We start from the raw sequence: 16374 nt of genomic DNA, 5'->3' as shown, positions 1-16374 counted from the left end.
ATTTGGCCTCATCGAAAAAATTGGCAACTTGCATTACAATTCGTGTGGTCCTTCTTCTCATTAGCACGCACACGAATCGACGCGTAACGAATGTCACTGGCACGATGGAATTGGCGTAGCGACCGGCCGGCACACGACGCCGCGTACGAAAAACAAGTTCAAGAGATTCGTGACAAGACGCCTATTCCATCGATTTGGCTGTTTGGAAAAACCGGAAGCGGCAAAAGCTCGGTCATTCGCTTTTTGACGGGAGCCGAAGGAGCGACGATCGGGGAAGGCTATCGTCCTGAAACGAGGACGTCACGTCGTTTTGATTTTCCGGACTCGCTCGAGCCGCTGCTGTCGTTCCTCGATACTCGTGGATTAGCCGAAGCCAGCTACGATCCGACCGAGGACATTGCTGCGTTTTCCGAATCGACTCAGCTGATGATCGTGACCGTCCGAGTGGCTGATCATGCACTGCAACGTGTGATCGAACCGCTGCGTCGGATTCGCAAAGCGTCTCCGTCCCGCCCTATCATGCTCGTGTTGACGTGTCTGCATGAGGTCACCGGTAGCGTCGATTTGTCCGACGGTCCCGATCCGTTTTCGCAATCAACGGATCAGAACACTGACGAACCGCGGTCGATTCCGGACCCGTTACCCGAGCTGATCCAAGAAAAGATCAAACAATTCGCGGGTCTTCATGATGTCGTGATCCCCGTTGATCTGACGCAGCTTGAAGACGGATTTGCCGATCCCAATTTCGGTGGAGATCGGCTCAAAAATGCAATCCTAGCTCAGTTACCACTGGCTTATCGTCAAGCAATCCTGACGCTTAACGACACTGAATCAAACAACGCCTCGGCCCGACAAACGCGAGCACGATGGCAGGTGTTGGCATCCAGTGCACTGGCCGGAACTGCGGGTGCTGTTCCAGTTCCATGGGTCGATATCCCCGTTGTGCTGGGCATCCAAACTCATTTGGCAATGAAGATTGCCAAGATCTACGAACAAGAGATCACGCCGGCTCGTTGGGCGGTGCTCAGCAGTGCAGCCGGAACCCGAGTTGCACTGCGTTTGGGGATGCGTGGCATACTGAAGTTCATTCCCTGGGTGGGGATGGCTGCCGGTGCGGCGACCTCGTTCGCGTTCACCTATGCCCTTGGCATGTCGTGGGATTGGTACTTTGCCGATCTTCGCGAAGGACATGCACCGAGTTCCGAGCAACTGAAAGAGATCTTTGCCGAAGAACTGAAGCGTGGCCATGAGCTATGGAGAGCCAAATGAATGGAATCCGCAGTGTCAGTCTCCGCTTCGTCGTGCTGTTTCTACTTTGGACGCTGCCTGTCGCTTGTTACGTCGTATTAGGTGCATTTGCAATCTATCAAACCGGATGGTTTTACAAAATCGTCTGGTTTCTGCCATTGATGTGGGGATCGGCATGGTTGATCGGCAAGGTTTGGAAGCCGCCGAAGGTCAATCGCACGTTCTCCGGCAAGCCGCTTTCGGCTCCTGATTTCTGGACGCCGCAAGATAGTTCGGCGATCCAAATCGTCGAGCAATATCGCCGTGAGGTTCAGGATATCGACGCGGAATCGGTAATGGATTTCAACCGCTATATCGGCGATGCGCAAATTTTGGCCGAGCGATTGGCGCTTCACTATCACAAACGAAACAGCGACGAGCTTTTTCATCCGTTGACTCTGGTCGAAATCTTGGCAGTCATTCACTTGGCAGCCGAGGATCTCGAGGAATGGGTGATCGCGTCGATACCGGGCAGCGACTTGGCGACGATTGGTCAAATCAAACGACTTCCCAAAGTCGTCAATGCGTTGGATGTTGCTCAGAAAGTTTTCTACGTCGGTTCGGCGATCTTAAATCCCGCGAAGATGTTGGCTTATCCGCTGTGGCGAAAATCGGCGAACGTCACGGTGGAATTGCAGAACGAGTTGATTCGCGGATTCTATCAACGTTTTCTTCGTCAACTCGGCTACTACTTGATCGAAATGTACAGCGGACGTCTGCGAAGCGGGGCGCGTAAATATCGGTTGGAATTCGCCGAGATGGCGGCCGTCGCTCACGAATTCGATCGTGGCGAAACATCGATTGACGACTTGGACGACCTCTCAACCACTGTCGCGGTGATGGGCCAAGTCAAAGCGGGCAAGTCGAGTCTGATCAATGCGTTGATGCATAACCAAGTCGCAACCACGAGCGTCATGCCCGAGACGCGGCAAGTCACGCGGCACCAATACAAGTTGCCTGGATCCACAAGCCAGTTAACGCTGCTGGACACTCCGGGGTACGACGAAGCCGACGTCACAGAGAATCAATTACGTGAAATACGTACAGCAACAAAATCCGCCGACATCATCCTGTTGGTGATGGCTGCCAACTCCTCGGCTCGTGACGCCGATCGTCAAATGCTCGAGGAACTCGCAACTGTTTACGAAAAAGAACGCAAATTGAAGCCTCCAGCCGTGATCGCCGTACTGACGCATATCGATTTATTACGTCCCGTCCGTGAATGGGAACCGCCTTACGATTGGCGGCAACCCCACACGTTAAAAGAAGAATCGATGGCAGCGGCTGTTCAATATGTTCGCGAGCTGTTTGGCGACACGATTTCAAGCTACGCGTGCGTCTACACGGGCGACGCCTATCCGATCGACTCGGGAACGCTTGACGATGTCGTTTCGCAAATGGTCACGCAGTTAGATCACGGCCACGGCGCAGCCATATTGAAAGCGTTTTACCGGAAACTGAGCGAGGATCGCTTCAAAACGCTGAAGAATCAAGTGTTCGCGCTGCTGAAAACCGTCCGCTGAGCACGGAATTAGGAGTAGGTGTTTGTTTTGTTAGCCGTTTTGGCGCACGCCACGGTTCTCTTGTTTGCCGTGTGAACCGTGGCCAGCGCCAAAACGGCTAACGAAATTTCGATCCGTTGCATTTTCGTTACCCGCGCAGTTTAAGCTGGCTCATACGAAATTCACCGACTCGTGAGATAATTTGAATATTTCTCAGAAACGTTAGACAAATCTGCCGCTACCGCGCATCCTTAGGTTCGATGGCTAACTTTGAAACCTTTTCCGAACGCGTGCGTCTACATGCCGTGCGTATCGCCGAAAGCAGTGCCCCGGCACTGTCGGGGCTTTACGATCTGACGGCTCAACGTCTCGTTCGCTATGCCACCACGATCACCCGAAATCAACATGACGGCGAAGATGCCGTGCAAACCGCACTGGTCCGCGTCGCCCTGGAACCCGAGAAATTGTCCTCTGCCGACCAGCCGTGGGGATATTTGTTGGGCATGGTACGCAACGAGTCGCTTGTAATCCTAAGACGAAAAAAACGCTGGTCGCTTGTCGGCAATTTGACTGATTTGTTAACTCGGCGAGTGGTTGACGCGGTGGAACTCGAGGACGAACATCGCGCCGTTTGGGCTGCGATGCGAACCCTGCCGGCCGAACAAAGTGAAGTCGTCGTGCTCAAGATCTGGGAAGAGATGACGTTTGCCCAGATCGCATCCGTACTTGAAATCACACCGTCGACTGCGGCGAGTCGATATCGTTACGCGATCGAGAAACTCGCTGAAAAGCTTTACGCAGGCGAAGCGGAGGTGGCTCATGAGTGAGTTGTACCACGACGCACGCGGCGAAGATGGCCTGAGCGAACTCGAAAAACGAATCCACGCTGCGAGAAACTATGTTCGCCCGTCGGACGATTTGCGTCCTCGCACCCTCGAGGCGGCACGCAATGTTTGCAATGACACGATGATCGAACGGCGTATTGGTGGTTTCTTTGTCTGTGCGATTTTGATGTTTTGCCTCGCGTCACCGTTTGTCGAGTTGGTGGGCCAGTATCAAACACGATTTACCGGAGCAACGTCAGGCGAGTTGCATCGCAAAGCGGCAGAGCTGTCGATGCAGTCGGACATTGGTTCTCAATGGGGCATGTGCGAAGCGTTCACTCAGCTGCGTCAAACACAGGCCAGTCGCTTTCGAATGCCACAATAGTCCGTGTCAGGCCATGCCGATCAAACTCGGCATGATAATCGGAACAGACAACACTTGTCGCAGGCATCTGAACGCGGATTTCACGTTGCCCGCGGCTAACGCCGTCTGCTCATGGAATTGTCGTGGTTTCACCGTTCGAAATCTTCCTCTTCACGCATTCGCTACGGAACTCAACATCCAGTGACAGAGTTTGACAAAATCGTCGAGTTCAACGAACAGCTTGTTCTTGTCGCTAAGACGGGGCTGCCGATTGATATCCGAAATGATGATGACCGCCAATCAATCGAACAGGCAATATCACAGCTCGGTGCCCGCGTTGGGGTGCGAGTTGCAAAAGGCGATTCGGTGCAAGTTGCCATCGAGCAGGATGCATTGATCTCGTTGCGGTATCGACAAGCCTTGCTGTCGTTGCTGCGAACCGGCGATACCGCCGTCGCACTGGAGGTCGCAAGCGGCAAGGCTCAGTCCGAACGTCGACTGAAATCAAATGTTAGTCAATGGCTATTCCAAACTGCGATCGTTGTCGTTTTAACGCTGGCTGCCTTCATCTTTACGATTTCGTATACAAACCCCAAGATCAAATCCGTTTATGAGGACTTATCGCTTGAACAAGGAGCCACATTTTCGTGGCTCGAAATCGTACGCGATTGGTTACCGGCATGGTTACCAATGTTGGTGCTGCTGTTCGTAGTGGGGGCTTTTCTTTGGAAACGATACGGCGAACGATTGCATTGGTCGTCGATCCCGGGCGGTACCGGCTACGCAAACGCAGTGAAGAGTTCCCAAACCGCAGAACAAATGGCGGGCTTGCTTGAACAAGGCATTCCGATGTCCGAGAGTATGTCGATTTGCGGAATTGGTGCGTCAACCGATGCCGGTGGAACATTGTCGTTGAGAGATGGAAACCAATTGTCACCGCTGTTGCGATGGGCAGTTACCGTCAATATCGACGAGCACGAACGCGGCGATGTATTGCGATTTGTTGCCGGCTCTTATCGAAACAAGGCGGAGCGGCTTGCGACTGTTTGGCGGTACCTCGTTCCGTCAATCGCGACCGCGTTGATCGGAGGAGTCATCGTGCTGATTTACGCATTATCGATTTTTGTGCCTTGGATCCATTTCCTTGAAGCTTTTACCTAGTTTCACAGTGTCCCATTGTTTTGCTTTTCGTATTTGTTAGCCATCGACGTTAGCAGCATGTCCGACGCTAACGAGCTAGGTTCATTTGACGCAGCAGTCGAACTACGACGCTTTGCGAACACGTTTCCTGTAACTTCATCTCGTTTACTTTTACGTTGCCAGGTGCAATGCCCATCTATATCCCCACTCCTGAATCGGCGATTCGAAAACATGTGGAGAACATGTTGTTGCATCGCGGCGATTTGATTGCTGCTTTCACGGCACTTGCCGAGGAGATGCCGCGTAGCCAAAGTCGTCGGCAACTACGGCGATTGGTTGAGCAACTTGAAAAGAACGTTTCGGCGAGTGTTTTAATGAGTGACCCAGCGACTGCAATCTGGCTCACGCATGCCAGTGCCGCGATGGCTGAACCATCGAAAGCGAAACGATTGACAAGTGCGCTAGCGTACGCCAATGCAGTATCAGACTCACGGATTCAATCTAGGCATGTCTTACTTTACCCCGCGATAGCGATTTCACTTGCCTTCATCGTGTTCGTCGTCATCTGTTTTACGATCGTGCCGACCTTTGAAAAAATGTACAACGAGTTTGGACTCCAATTGCCCGCGCCGACGCTTTTTTTGATGTGGTGCAGTCGCACGATGACAGAGTCCCCTATTGTATCTTTGTTGGTGGTCATCGCAGTGGTGTTGGCGATTTATGCGATGTATCGATTGTGGACCCAGTTTGCACTGGCGACTCGACTATTTGGCCGTTTTGCCGAAGGGAATTCAGCCAGCGTTGCGGCGATGGCCCGATTTACGAACCAATTGGCTGAGTTGCTCGACATGGGCGCGTCGCTGCCTGAGTCGATATGGTTTGCAGGCCAATCGTGTGGAAATCGACACCTTCGTAATCTTGCCGTCGGACTTGCCAATCATGCAAACCAGGGAACGACGCCGCTTAACCAATCCTTCGTTGCGAGCCGATTGCCCGCGAATCTAATCTATGCACTTTCGACGAGCGGGCCTGATAAAACCGGCAGCACGTCAAAGCCCAACACGGCATTACTACGATCTTTGTCGGCAATTTACCGCGAACGTGTGCGGAACCGTGTTGATTGGGCCGGAGGCATCACATCGCCACTGGCAACCTTGGGCGTCGCTTTTGTAGTCGCCGTTGTCGTGTTCTCGCTGTATTTGCCAATCTTCAGTCTTATTACGGGGTTATCGTAATGCTCGAAGAACTTTTGATGCGTGGATATCACTGGGGAACTCGCTGGAAAACAATGCCTTGGTGGCCGAGCGACACGCGTGACACATGTCAGCAATCGCTGATCCGCATCTTATCGATCGGAACATCCGAGCGACTTGATTTGGCATTGTTGGTGCGGAATCTGGCAACCGAGCATCGTTGGTCATACCGCCGTCGGTTGCAACGTTTGGCACAGCGACTTAGCGAAGGGAGCAGTCTCGTTGAAGCGTTGGAGCAAACGCCTGACGTACTCACCGACAACACGGTCTTGACAATCCGAGTTGCGACGCAGAATGGCACCCTACCAATAACACTGAATCGATTAGCGGAGCAAAATGACGAATCTCGCAATCGTCGGCAGACGCACATCCGCCAGATCTGGATCTACGGTTCGATGATTGCATTGGTGGTATCACTGATCTTACTGTTTCTGTTCACGAGCATCGTTCCCATACTTGTCAATTTGGCGGACGAAATCTCACCCAAGGAAGAATTTGTCGCTTTCCCATGGGAATTTCAACTGCTGATCTCTTTTGGTCGGATGTTCATCAATTTCGGGCCATGGTTGGCGATGGCGTTTTTGATCGGCGTCATTGTCACTTTCAGCCCCGTTTCACGTTGGGTGCGAAAAACACTGGCGAGTTGGTTTCCCGCAAACATCGCCTCGCCAAGAAACGCGGAGCTTTTGAACATGCTTGCCGACAATGCGGAAGCGGGCCGGCCCATGCCCGGCGCCCTGTCCACATTAGCTCGCTACCATTTCGAACCCAAAATACGCCAGCAATTGTTGCTCGCTCGCAACGAGGTCGAACAGGGTACCGAGTTGTGGACCAGCATGGCCGAGGCACGATTATTGACATCGGCCGAGGCCGCCGCGTTAGACCGATTGACTTCGTCTTCGTCGATCGCATGGACATTACGACGACTGAGCCAATGGAAACGCGAACAATTCGACCGACGGTGTGACAAGTGGTTAGCACTCGTGCATCCAATTCTAATCATCATCGTCGCTTCGGTCGTGGTCTTGGTGTGCCTTGGATTCTTTCAATTCTTAGTTCAGCTGACTTACTCGGTTTCTAACCCAATATCCCGCTAATGAATAACTTGAATCACCGAACGCCCCAACATAGGAAACGTCGTCGTGGCGCGACACTATTTGAATTAATGGTCGCAGCAACGCTGCTGGTCAGCGGTGTTGGCGTCGCCGCCCCACTCACCGTGCGTAGTGGTCGACTATGGCAACAAACGCGTCATCAACAAATGGCCCTGGATGAGCTGACCAACCAAATGGAAACCTTAATCGATTTGCCAATCGAGCAACTTGAGAATCAGCTTCATAAAGTCGAGGTTTCCGAAGCCGCAAGCACATTACTTGCAGACGCGGTTTTGACTGCGGTGATCGTTCGGAATGAAAATGAGTCCCAACTTCGATTGTCAATCAATTGGAAGCGTGTCGGTTCTCCGGAACCACTGACGTTAACTGGTTGGTTAAAAGCGGAGTCAATCGAATGAGGTACTCAAAAACGGGACACACTCTGATCGAACTCGTCGTCTCGATGGCGGCCGGCGGAACCTTGATGGCACTTGCGATGGGGTTAGTCCACCAATCAATGACTTGGTCGACAATCGGAAACTCGCGGGCGGCACATGATCGCGAGTGTCAGCGGATGGTGGATCAATTCCGCAGCGATGTTCATCGCTGTGATCAGGTTGTTCGTGGTGAGAGTGTATATCAACTGTTGCGTGGTGATTGGCTGTCAGTGATATACAAGACGGAAGCGAACCAAATCACGCGGACCGAAGCGGACGAAGGTAATACTGTTCGGCTTGAAACCTACACATTGGCAAAATCATATACCGCTTCCTTTGACTACTCCGAGTCAAAGAATGAAGCCTCGCTTGCGATCCGCTTTGATACTGACAGTTACGGATACGAATCTCGCATCGATCGCCACGCAATCGCCAAGTTGGGCAGGCTTTTGCAACGAAGAAACCCGAACTCAGCTGATCGTGAGACGCGGAAAGAGGAGGCGACCCCATGAACAGAATAACGAACGTAACTCATCGCAGAAGATTCAAAACCGGTGCATGGCGATTCCATCACTTGCAACGTCAGAATCAACGACACGGTGTCGTGCTGATCTGCATGCTGGTCTGTTTGATCGTGGCTTCAAGTCTGGTAGTCGCAACGGTTGCCAACGCAATGCGTGGCCAACGCGAGACCCGACGTCGTCATCAGGCCATGCAGACGCAGTGGTTGCTGATTGCGGGAATTGATCGAGCCGTAAACCAAATCCAAGCGGATCCAAATTACCAAGGCGAGAACTGGATTCCCAAAGCAGAGTTACCGGATTTTGCGGAAGTCAAAGTTCAAATCACGTTAAAGCCAATTGAGCCAGAGGATATCGAGTCTGAGGACAACCCCTCCGACGCGGTCGCTGTGGACGTGGTTGCCATGTTATCTCAATCGGATGCGAGTCCTGCGATGAAGATCGCGACCAGGACTCAAAAAAGTTACTCCTTCAAAGTTTCAAAAACAAACCTCCCTTCACCAACGACAAACGAAGAGTAGAACAATGTATCGAAAATTAACTTCTTATTCCATTGTGATGACTGCCAACACCAACGGCGATCTTCCGTCGCGTCCCGACGCCGGTCAACCAGCGCGAATACGCTACGGCTTTACGTTGGTGGAATTGCTGGTCGTGATTGCAATTATCGGCGTTCTGGTTGGATTGCTGTTACCGGCGGTGCAAGCGGCACGTGAAGCGGCTCGACGATCTTCCTGCCTAAATAACATGATGCAGATCGGTCTATCGGTTCATCACCATGATTTCAGCCACGAGCATTTACCGGCGGGGGTGATCAGTGACGAAGGCCCGGTGCGTAACGAACCGATTGGCAAACACATCAGTTGGATGGTGCAAATCCTGCCATTTGTCGAACAGCAGAATACGTTTGAGCATTTTGATCAGAAAGCGGGAGTCTATGCTGCTGTCAACGGTCCCGTCAGAGCAAGCCAGATCCCCACGTTCATGTGTCCTTCGTTCCCCGGGGTAAGCTCGGATATCATGATCCCGTTGGAGGATGGGCAAACAACGGCACACGCGGCGTTATCGAACTATGCGGGCTGTCATCACTCGGTCGAAGCCCCAATTGATGCGGACAACAACGGATTGCTGTTTTTGAATAGCCGGTTGCGATACAGTGACATTCGTGACGGAAGCTCGCAAACCATTTTGATTGGTGAAATGATTCCCAATCGCAATTCTCTCGGATGGTGTTCTGGCACACGCGCAACGCTGCGAAACACGGGCACGATGATCGAAAATTCACAGCGTTTTTTCGATCATACCTCTCAGCCCGAACTTGAAAACGGTTCACTGAGGGTTGGCGGGTTTGGCAGTTCTCATGCGGGTGGCGGCAACTTTGGCTTCGCCGATGGTTCTACACGATTCCTAAGTCAATCGATCGACCCCGCGTTGTTCACTCAGCTCGGAGACCGCGCCGATGGGGAATTGCTCATTGACCAAAACTACTAATGAGAATTGGCGACAATGAAGGACTTTCGGAACTTTATGTGACCGTCCTCACTGGTAGCGGAAGTCGTCAAGACTCTCGCGAATCACAGCATAGGTCGAAACTCTTGACGAGTTCCGCTACGTTAGTAATGATTCCGACGGAACTAAGCAGTCGGCGGAGTGGGGTTAGCGTCACGGTTGTAGTGATCCATAAATTCGGTTTGCACTTTCACGATCTCGGGGACCGCTGCGAAAAAGGCATCGACAACTTTGGGATCGAAGTGACTTCCGCGACTTTCTTCGAGAATCGAAAAGCACTTTTCGCGAGGCATCGCTTGTTTGTAGGGACGCTCTGATGCAAGAGCATCATAAACGTCTGCGACCGCAGTGATCCGGCCTTCTAGCGGGATGTCTTCACCAGCCAAACCAAGCGGGTAACCGGAACCGTCATATTTTTCGTGATGCGTCTGCGTAATACTGGCGGCCAATCGCATCAATGATCCACTGTCTCGTCCCGTCGGGCACGGTTCGTAGGATGAACGTCGAAACGAGCTGCCGTCGTTGATCGTATGCGGCTTGATGATCTGGTGTCCGAGTTTGACATGAGTTTGAATGATGGCAAACTCGCTCGGCATCAACTTGCCTGGCTTCAGCAAAATTGCATCGGGAACTGCAATTTTGCCAACATCGTGCAGCTGAGCGGCAAGCTCGATGTCTTCTACATACCAATCTGGCAACCCGAGCGCGCCGGCGATCAAGCCGGCAAAGCGGCCCACACGAATCACGTGATTGCCGGTGTCGTTATCACGCATCTCTGCCGCACGTGCCAAACAGTAAATGACTTCCCGGCGAGATCGCTCGAGGTCAGCGGTACGTTGCTGGATTGTTTCTTCGAGGTCTTCGGTATGATGCTGCAGTTGATCTTGGTAACTTTTGTTTTGCAATGCATTCCGCACACGCGGTGCCAATTCCATTGGATCAACGGGCTTGATCAAAAAATCAGTTGCGCCAAGTTCGAGACACGATAATTTGACAGCAGCGTCGTCGTTGGCCGTCAGGATCAGGACCGGAAGATGTCGGAAACGCGAATGATTGCGAAGAACTCTCAGGATCTCGATGCCGTTTGCATTCGGCATATTCACGTCGAGTAGCAATACATCGGGGGACGCTGTGATGATCGACTGCAAGGCGTTGGCCGTATCGACACAGGTCTCGAAATTGCAGTATCCCGCCGATTGAAGGTGCTTTTTGGCAACCAGCACGTTCACGGGCTCATGATCGACAATCATGATTTTGCCATCCAACACATCCACCTTCCGCGCAGCACTCGTCGACGCTGGCGCAATCGGCGATGCCGACTGCACTAAGTGCGTATTCAAGGTGGATGGGGGGGACGTGGGCATTGACTTCAGTGTGATGTGATGTCGGCGATCTAGGTACGGAATTGGACGCGCAGAATGTCGAGACACTCTGTAAAAGCATGCGGCGCAATTTGTGATAGGACGTTCACCAGTCACTCGAACCGATGAATCGGCGGCCTGCGATGGGGGGCTGGATCAATTGCAACGCTTGTAGCGACCGCGGCATTGCTTGCTCGTTGCATTCGCCTTGATCGAAACAACGACAATTTTCTGAATGCGTCCAATTTTCAGAATCTGCATGCCGGCGTGCCTCGTCTTACTCTTGGAGCCCTTTTTTTCTGCAGTTTCCTCAATGCCACTACGAGTCGACCATGAAACCTTTCATCCACCTCCCGATCGCAAGAAACCTAGTTGGATTCACCTTCGTTGTCATCAGCGTCACCACGATTCTGGGCTGCGGATCCAATGCCGAGTCTCGTTTTGCGGGGAAGCTTGATACCGTCGAGTCGGTGGCGGCCTACGAGATTGGCTCCGCGAACGACTATGCGTTGGCGAAGACGCAAGCCGTAAACGAAGCTGACTCGACAACATCCGCTGCAGGGTCGGACCAGACGGGTGACAATGCCGCAGCGAAACGAAAATCGCAGCGTAGGATCATTTACACCACGTCGCTGACCTTGGTCGTCAAGACGTACAGCGAATTTGAAGCGGCGTTGCCGCGATTGGTTGACTCCGTCGGCGGCTTTGTTTCGAAAAGCGAGACGGATCGTCGATACAACGATCGCCAAAGCGGCACTTGGGTGATTCGCGTCCCGGTCGACCGCTACAACGATTTGCTAAACGGGATGAGCGGGCTAGGTTTCGCCGAGTCGCGTCGCGAGGATGCCCAGGACGTCAGCGAAGAATATGTGGATGTGGAAGCTCGTATTCGAAACAACCGAAAACTCGAAGAGCGAATCATCACGATGCTCGCGGAACGCACGGGGAAGTTGTCAGACGTCTTGGAAATCGAACGAGAACTCGCCCGCGTGCGAGAAGAGATCGAGCGAATGGAAGGCCGACTGCGAGTTCTTGCGGATCGAACCACACTAGCGACCGTTACGATCACGGTTCGCGAAGAAAAGGAGTACATCCCACCAGCGGCACCGACCTTGACCGACCGTTTAGCGAATGCACTGGGTGGATCGCTGAATTCGCTTCGCCAACTCGCCGAAAGTGGATTGGTGCTACTGATTGCCTTGCTGCCGTGGGCAGTCGTGTTTGGCATCCTCGCTGGGATTGTCAGTGCGACCGTGCGACGCGGTTGGCGAGGCAACGCAAATGCCACGTAATTGGTTCTGCGTTCCCGGCGACTTGTCCGATAATTAGGCACAATTCACGCACTATTTCGATGCCTACTCACGCAATCGAATTGCGTTTCGGATAGTCTATAGCGAAGCACGAAACACGCCTGGCCTGTTTCACCACGCTGGCAGCATCAAATTGCGGATTGCGTGTCCCGATGACAACCAGCAAGCGTAGCCCACCTTAATTGCCCACCGAGGAATCGTTATGAATCATAAAGCACCGTCACGACGCACATTTCTGCAAGCAACCGCCGGTGGCTTGGTTGTTTCTGCATCGCTCACTTCGCCAGACACCCATGCTGCAGACGCCATTGGAGCAACGCGAGTAGCGAATCCTGTCAGCGGTGATGTGCTGCAAACTCGTGGGAAGTTGTCGCCAGACGGGCGGCAACTGATCGAACAACAGCGGTCCGTTCCGGTGGCTGGGAAGTCCGACGTGCTGGTATGTGGTGGTGGGCCGGCAGGAATCGCCGCAGCCATTGCCGCCGCCCGAGCAGGAGCATCGGTCCAATTGATCGAGGTCGCTGGCTGTTTAGGCGGTGTCTGGACCGCCGGGCTGCTGACCAAAATTCTCGATGCTGAAAACAAATCGGGCATCATGGCTGAATTGCTGAAAGCATTCGCATCGCGAGGCAGCAAGGTCGCTCATGATTCACACGGAACCGTCTACGATCCTGAAATTGCCAAGTTGGTATTGGAAGAGTTGTGTGTCGAGGCGGGGGTGAAAATTCGTTTGCATACACGCTTGGTGGGTGCCGTGACGGACGCGAATAATCGTGTCGTCGCCGTGTTGACAGAGTCTAAGTCCGGACGCGAAGCCTGGCTTGCCGAGCGATTTGTAGACTGCAGCGGCGACGGCGATTTGGCCGCCCACGCGGGCTGTAGTTTCGACGTCGGAGTGGGCAGCCAATGTGAATGTCAACCAATGTCGATGCTGGCGCTATTGACGGGAATCGATTCTGATGCTGCTCGTCCCTATATTCGCGAAACGGCGTCTTCGGCCAAGCCACTGCTACTGAAATTGATGGAAGACAACGGGGTCACACCTTCCTATCGTGCTCCGACACTGCGCCATTTGCACAGCGGTATCTATTCGATCATGACCAACCACGAATACGGCGTCTCGGCCTTCGATGCCGACGCAATTACCGCAGCAACGATCCGCGCTCGCCGCGAAATTCATGAAATTGTCGAGGGGTTGCGCAGCATAGGCGGAATTTGGAAGGACGTTGCCGTCGTTGCGACCGCCGAACAAATCGGAGTTCGTGAAGGCCGACGCATCCGCGGACGCTACTCCATTACCGCCGAAGATCTCGCCAAAGGACTGAGGCATCCTGAATCGGTTTGCCAAGCTAAATTTCCGATCGACGTCCATGCACTCAATCAAGACGGCAACAAAGAGATCAGTCGCGAATTCAAAAAAGGCGGACTGAAGCCGTACGACATCCCCTATCCGTCATTGATTGCCGCCGATGTCGACGGGCTACTGATGGCAGGACGCTGCATCAGCGGCGATTTCATTGCCCATTCGAGCTACCGAGTGACGGGAAATTCGGTGCCGATGGGCGAAGCTGCCGGGCGAGCGGCTGCCGTCTCCGTCAAGCGAAACGTGATGCCGCACGAATTGCAATGGAACGAGATCAAAGGCTAACGCCAGCGAATTGGGACGAGCTTGGTCGTAAGCAGGTAGGCAGGAATCATTGGGTGAATTCCCGTTAGCCGTTTGGGCCAACGCTATGAAGCATTTAGAAGCGGCAGATTACGGCATTTGCGTTTCGTAGCTACGCTCGCCAGAGCGTGGATTGTTGGCGTCCAAATCGAATTGCCACCTTCTGGCGAAGGTAGCTAGTGTCTGTCATAAAACCTCGAGGCGGCGTAATTTTACAGCTTGAGAGGGCGAAACGTTAGTGTGAAGATTGTTGGCGACCCGCCTTCAACACCACGATGAGGGGCGAATTTGCAGTGTTTTCAGATGACTGCGCGTACCTTCAGCCAGGAGGGTGTCGTTGATCAACTCTGCGTTGTGTCTTTGACCTAATTAGGCCGCTGCACGTACTGTCTTTGCCGCTGCAGCGTCGGGGTTTTCTGCCGCGATCAATAGCCGGCCAAGCACCTGCAGGTTCCGCCCCAGCACGGCTAGGCCAAGATAGCGTTTGAAACCAACTTCACTGCGGTCACGACAACGTTTCAATCCGTTGCCCCGCTGCAACGCACCGACCGCGGATTCGATTCCTGCGTGACGGTGTCGACGTCGGCGCGAGTCGTCTGACTCGTTGGCAACTTCGGTTGCAAAGTTTTGAGAGTTCCGCGATGGACAACTGACGTTGCCAACGATCGGCAACAAGGCTTTAACGTTCGCCGCGCTGTGAAAGCCACGATCAAGCGAAAGTTCTTCAAACTTACCTTGGTGACGCTGCTGGGCGATCTTCGTTTGCTCAACCACGACACTGCCGTCGGTTTCATCACGATCCATCAGATAGTAATGGCTGATGAAGCCCGCACCGTCCTCAAAGATCATTGCCAGTCGTCCATACTGAATCGGCTCGCCTGCTTTGCCACGTTGGTAGAGTTGCGTATGAGTTTCGAAAAGGCTGAACAGCTTCTCGCTGTTGGGAACGCTCTCGCCCAGCACCACTCGGCGATGCGCGGTATCACGAACCTGTTGGGTCAAACTGGCCCAACCCGTGAGTTCCTCAAGCCGAATGTGCAGCGAGAGAGGCAATGCGTTTTTCGCTGCCTTTTCCAGTGTTTTGACTCTTTGGAGGATCAAGTCTACACGCTCTATCAGGCTATAGTAGAGCGATTCGATCGCCTCCTTCTTTTTGACGATACGACTGGCAGAGAGCTGATTAATTTGTCGATGAAGCTTTTTGATCGTCTTTAACAAGTGAGCGGACTGACGCCACCGAGGAAGACTGATTTCGTCAGCAAGGGTGCGGGCCAGCGGGATGATCTTCCGCATCCCGTCGTACATCAAGCTGCTTTCGGTTGGGTAATGAATATTCGTTTCGATCACGAACGAGTCGGCGCGAGCCGATCCTACTGCATCGCCATGGAACTGTTGTCCGTGTCGAACAATGATGTGGTTGATCTTCTCAATTGTCTCAGGCTTGATCAGACAACACGAATTGCGAATACGGCGAAAGTCGAAATTCGGGTCTTGCTCCCAATCGTCAACACCGAGGATCGTACGGAGATTGTGATGGTTCTCGGCTTGGTCTTGGACTTTGTCGTAGTCGAAATTGCAATTCATTCTGAGCACTGCCAGCACGAGAATTTGCCAATCATCGAAACCGGGTCTGCCGGTATCGCGGCGCGAGAGCTCACTGACATCTTGCGCGATTAAGTTGGTAAGGCTTCTTCGCAGCGGACCGTCGAGATAGACATGACGCAGGGCAGCGAGAACGGGTATAATTTCGTCACGACAATTCAGATTCAATTGCAACTGCGCGATGGGGGTTGCTGCGAACCGCATCTGAGGTTCATAACTCTTTCGCATCTCGACCACTCCTTGAAGATTTGTGATGAAATTGGTTTTTCCTAACTGTTTCAACACTCGAACCGGTCAAACGGTTCAGTCTTCAAGGAGCTTTTTTCTAAATAACCCCGTAAAACACGGGATCATTCTGTTTGATGACAGACACTAGCTACCAAAAAATGCTTCACAGCGTTTCGTTTGGGCGCTAGCCGCAGGCCGCTAAAACTTTGGTATTGGCGTCGGATGTTGGGGGTGAGTTTTTCTTTCGGCCGATACTGCTGTTACCTCTCCACCGAC

At 52.9% G+C, this 16374-nt stretch carries 15 protein-coding genes; 13 read left to right on the top strand and 2 right to left on the bottom strand.

The window, feature by feature from the left end; genetic code table 11:
* The first annotated feature begins 90 nt into the window (after positions 1-90).
* The 11 genes from SH528x_RS19860 to SH528x_RS19810 all read left to right on the top strand — a co-directional run bounded on the left by SH528x_RS19860 (position 91) and on the right by SH528x_RS19810 (position 9913).
* Positions 91-1269 (top strand): YcjF family protein, encoded by a 1179-nt coding sequence (locus SH528x_RS19860; RefSeq protein ID WP_442505195.1) that lies wholly within the window; start codon positions 91-93, stop codon positions 1267-1269.
* Positions 1266-2810: a GTPase family protein gene (locus tag SH528x_RS19855; protein ID WP_442505194.1), complete on the top strand. Its 1545-nt coding sequence runs from the start codon at positions 1266-1268 to the stop codon at positions 2808-2810. The genes SH528x_RS19860 and SH528x_RS19855 overlap by 4 nt, the downstream gene beginning before the upstream one ends.
* A 239-nt stretch (positions 2811-3049) precedes the next feature.
* Positions 3050-3616, top strand: coding sequence for an RNA polymerase sigma factor (locus SH528x_RS19850; protein ID WP_442505193.1), 567 nt, complete (start codon positions 3050-3052; stop codon positions 3614-3616).
* Positions 3609-3998: a hypothetical protein gene (locus tag SH528x_RS19845; RefSeq protein ID WP_442505192.1), complete on the top strand. Its 390-nt coding sequence runs from the start codon at positions 3609-3611 to the stop codon at positions 3996-3998. The genes SH528x_RS19850 and SH528x_RS19845 overlap by 8 nt, the downstream gene beginning before the upstream one ends.
* 180 nt (positions 3999-4178) lie before the next feature.
* Entirely contained in the window at positions 4179-5138 is a 960-nt protein-coding gene (locus tag SH528x_RS19840) for a hypothetical protein (protein WP_442505191.1), read from the top strand.
* A 167-nt stretch (positions 5139-5305) separates the two neighbouring features.
* Entirely contained in the window at positions 5306-6352 is a 1047-nt protein-coding gene (locus SH528x_RS19835; RefSeq protein WP_442505190.1) for a type II secretion system F family protein, read from the top strand.
* Positions 6352-7467: a type II secretion system F family protein gene (locus SH528x_RS19830; RefSeq protein WP_442505189.1), complete on the top strand. Its 1116-nt coding sequence runs from the start codon at positions 6352-6354 to the stop codon at positions 7465-7467. The genes SH528x_RS19835 and SH528x_RS19830 overlap by 1 nt, the downstream gene beginning before the upstream one ends.
* The gene (locus SH528x_RS19825) at positions 7467-7883 is read left to right on the top strand and encodes a hypothetical protein (RefSeq protein WP_442505188.1); all 417 of its coding nucleotides are present in this window, start codon (positions 7467-7469) and stop codon (positions 7881-7883) included. Before SH528x_RS19830 ends, SH528x_RS19825 begins: the two co-directional genes overlap by 1 nt.
* A complete protein-coding gene (locus SH528x_RS19820; RefSeq protein ID WP_442505187.1) occupies positions 7880-8413 on the top strand; it encodes a PulJ/GspJ family protein in 534 nt (177 codons plus the stop codon). Before SH528x_RS19825 ends, SH528x_RS19820 begins: the two co-directional genes overlap by 4 nt.
* Complete coding sequence (locus SH528x_RS19815; protein ID WP_442505186.1) at positions 8410-8943, top strand: hypothetical protein; 534 nt, start codon at positions 8410-8412, stop codon at positions 8941-8943. The genes SH528x_RS19820 and SH528x_RS19815 overlap by 4 nt, the downstream gene beginning before the upstream one ends.
* 4 nt (positions 8944-8947) lie before the next feature.
* Positions 8948-9913 carry a DUF1559 family PulG-like putative transporter gene (locus SH528x_RS19810; protein WP_442505185.1) on the top strand — a complete coding sequence of 322 codons (966 nt, stop codon included), beginning with the start codon at positions 8948-8950 and terminating at the stop codon, positions 9911-9913.
* Between the two features lie 143 nt (positions 9914-10056).
* On the opposite strand, the gene SH528x_RS19805 is transcribed toward SH528x_RS19810, so the two are convergent.
* Positions 10057-11295 (bottom strand): HD domain-containing phosphohydrolase, encoded by a 1239-nt coding sequence (locus SH528x_RS19805; protein WP_442505184.1) that lies wholly within the window; start codon positions 11293-11295, stop codon positions 10057-10059.
* A gap of 329 nt (positions 11296-11624) precedes the next feature.
* Here SH528x_RS19805 and SH528x_RS19800 point away from each other — a divergent pair, with 329 nt between their 5' ends.
* Positions 11625-12584 (top strand): DUF4349 domain-containing protein, encoded by a 960-nt coding sequence (locus SH528x_RS19800; protein WP_442505183.1) that lies wholly within the window; start codon positions 11625-11627, stop codon positions 12582-12584.
* A gap of 220 nt (positions 12585-12804) precedes the next feature.
* Complete coding sequence (locus tag SH528x_RS19795) at positions 12805-14250, top strand: FAD-dependent oxidoreductase (RefSeq protein WP_442505182.1); 1446 nt, start codon at positions 12805-12807, stop codon at positions 14248-14250.
* Positions 14251-14637: 387 nt separating this feature from the next.
* Here the strand turns inward: SH528x_RS19795 and SH528x_RS19790 are convergent, their stop codons facing one another.
* Complete coding sequence (locus SH528x_RS19790) at positions 14638-16155, bottom strand: ISNCY family transposase (RefSeq protein ID WP_442505181.1); 1518 nt, start codon at positions 16153-16155, stop codon at positions 14638-14640.
* Between the last annotated feature and the right edge of the window lie 219 nt (positions 16156-16374).

The sequence above is a fragment of the Novipirellula methanifontis genome (assembly GCF_052161655.1).
GTDB lineage: Bacteria > Planctomycetota > Planctomycetia > Pirellulales > Pirellulaceae > Novipirellula.
This window is presented reverse-complemented; position numbering and strand designations above follow the sequence as displayed.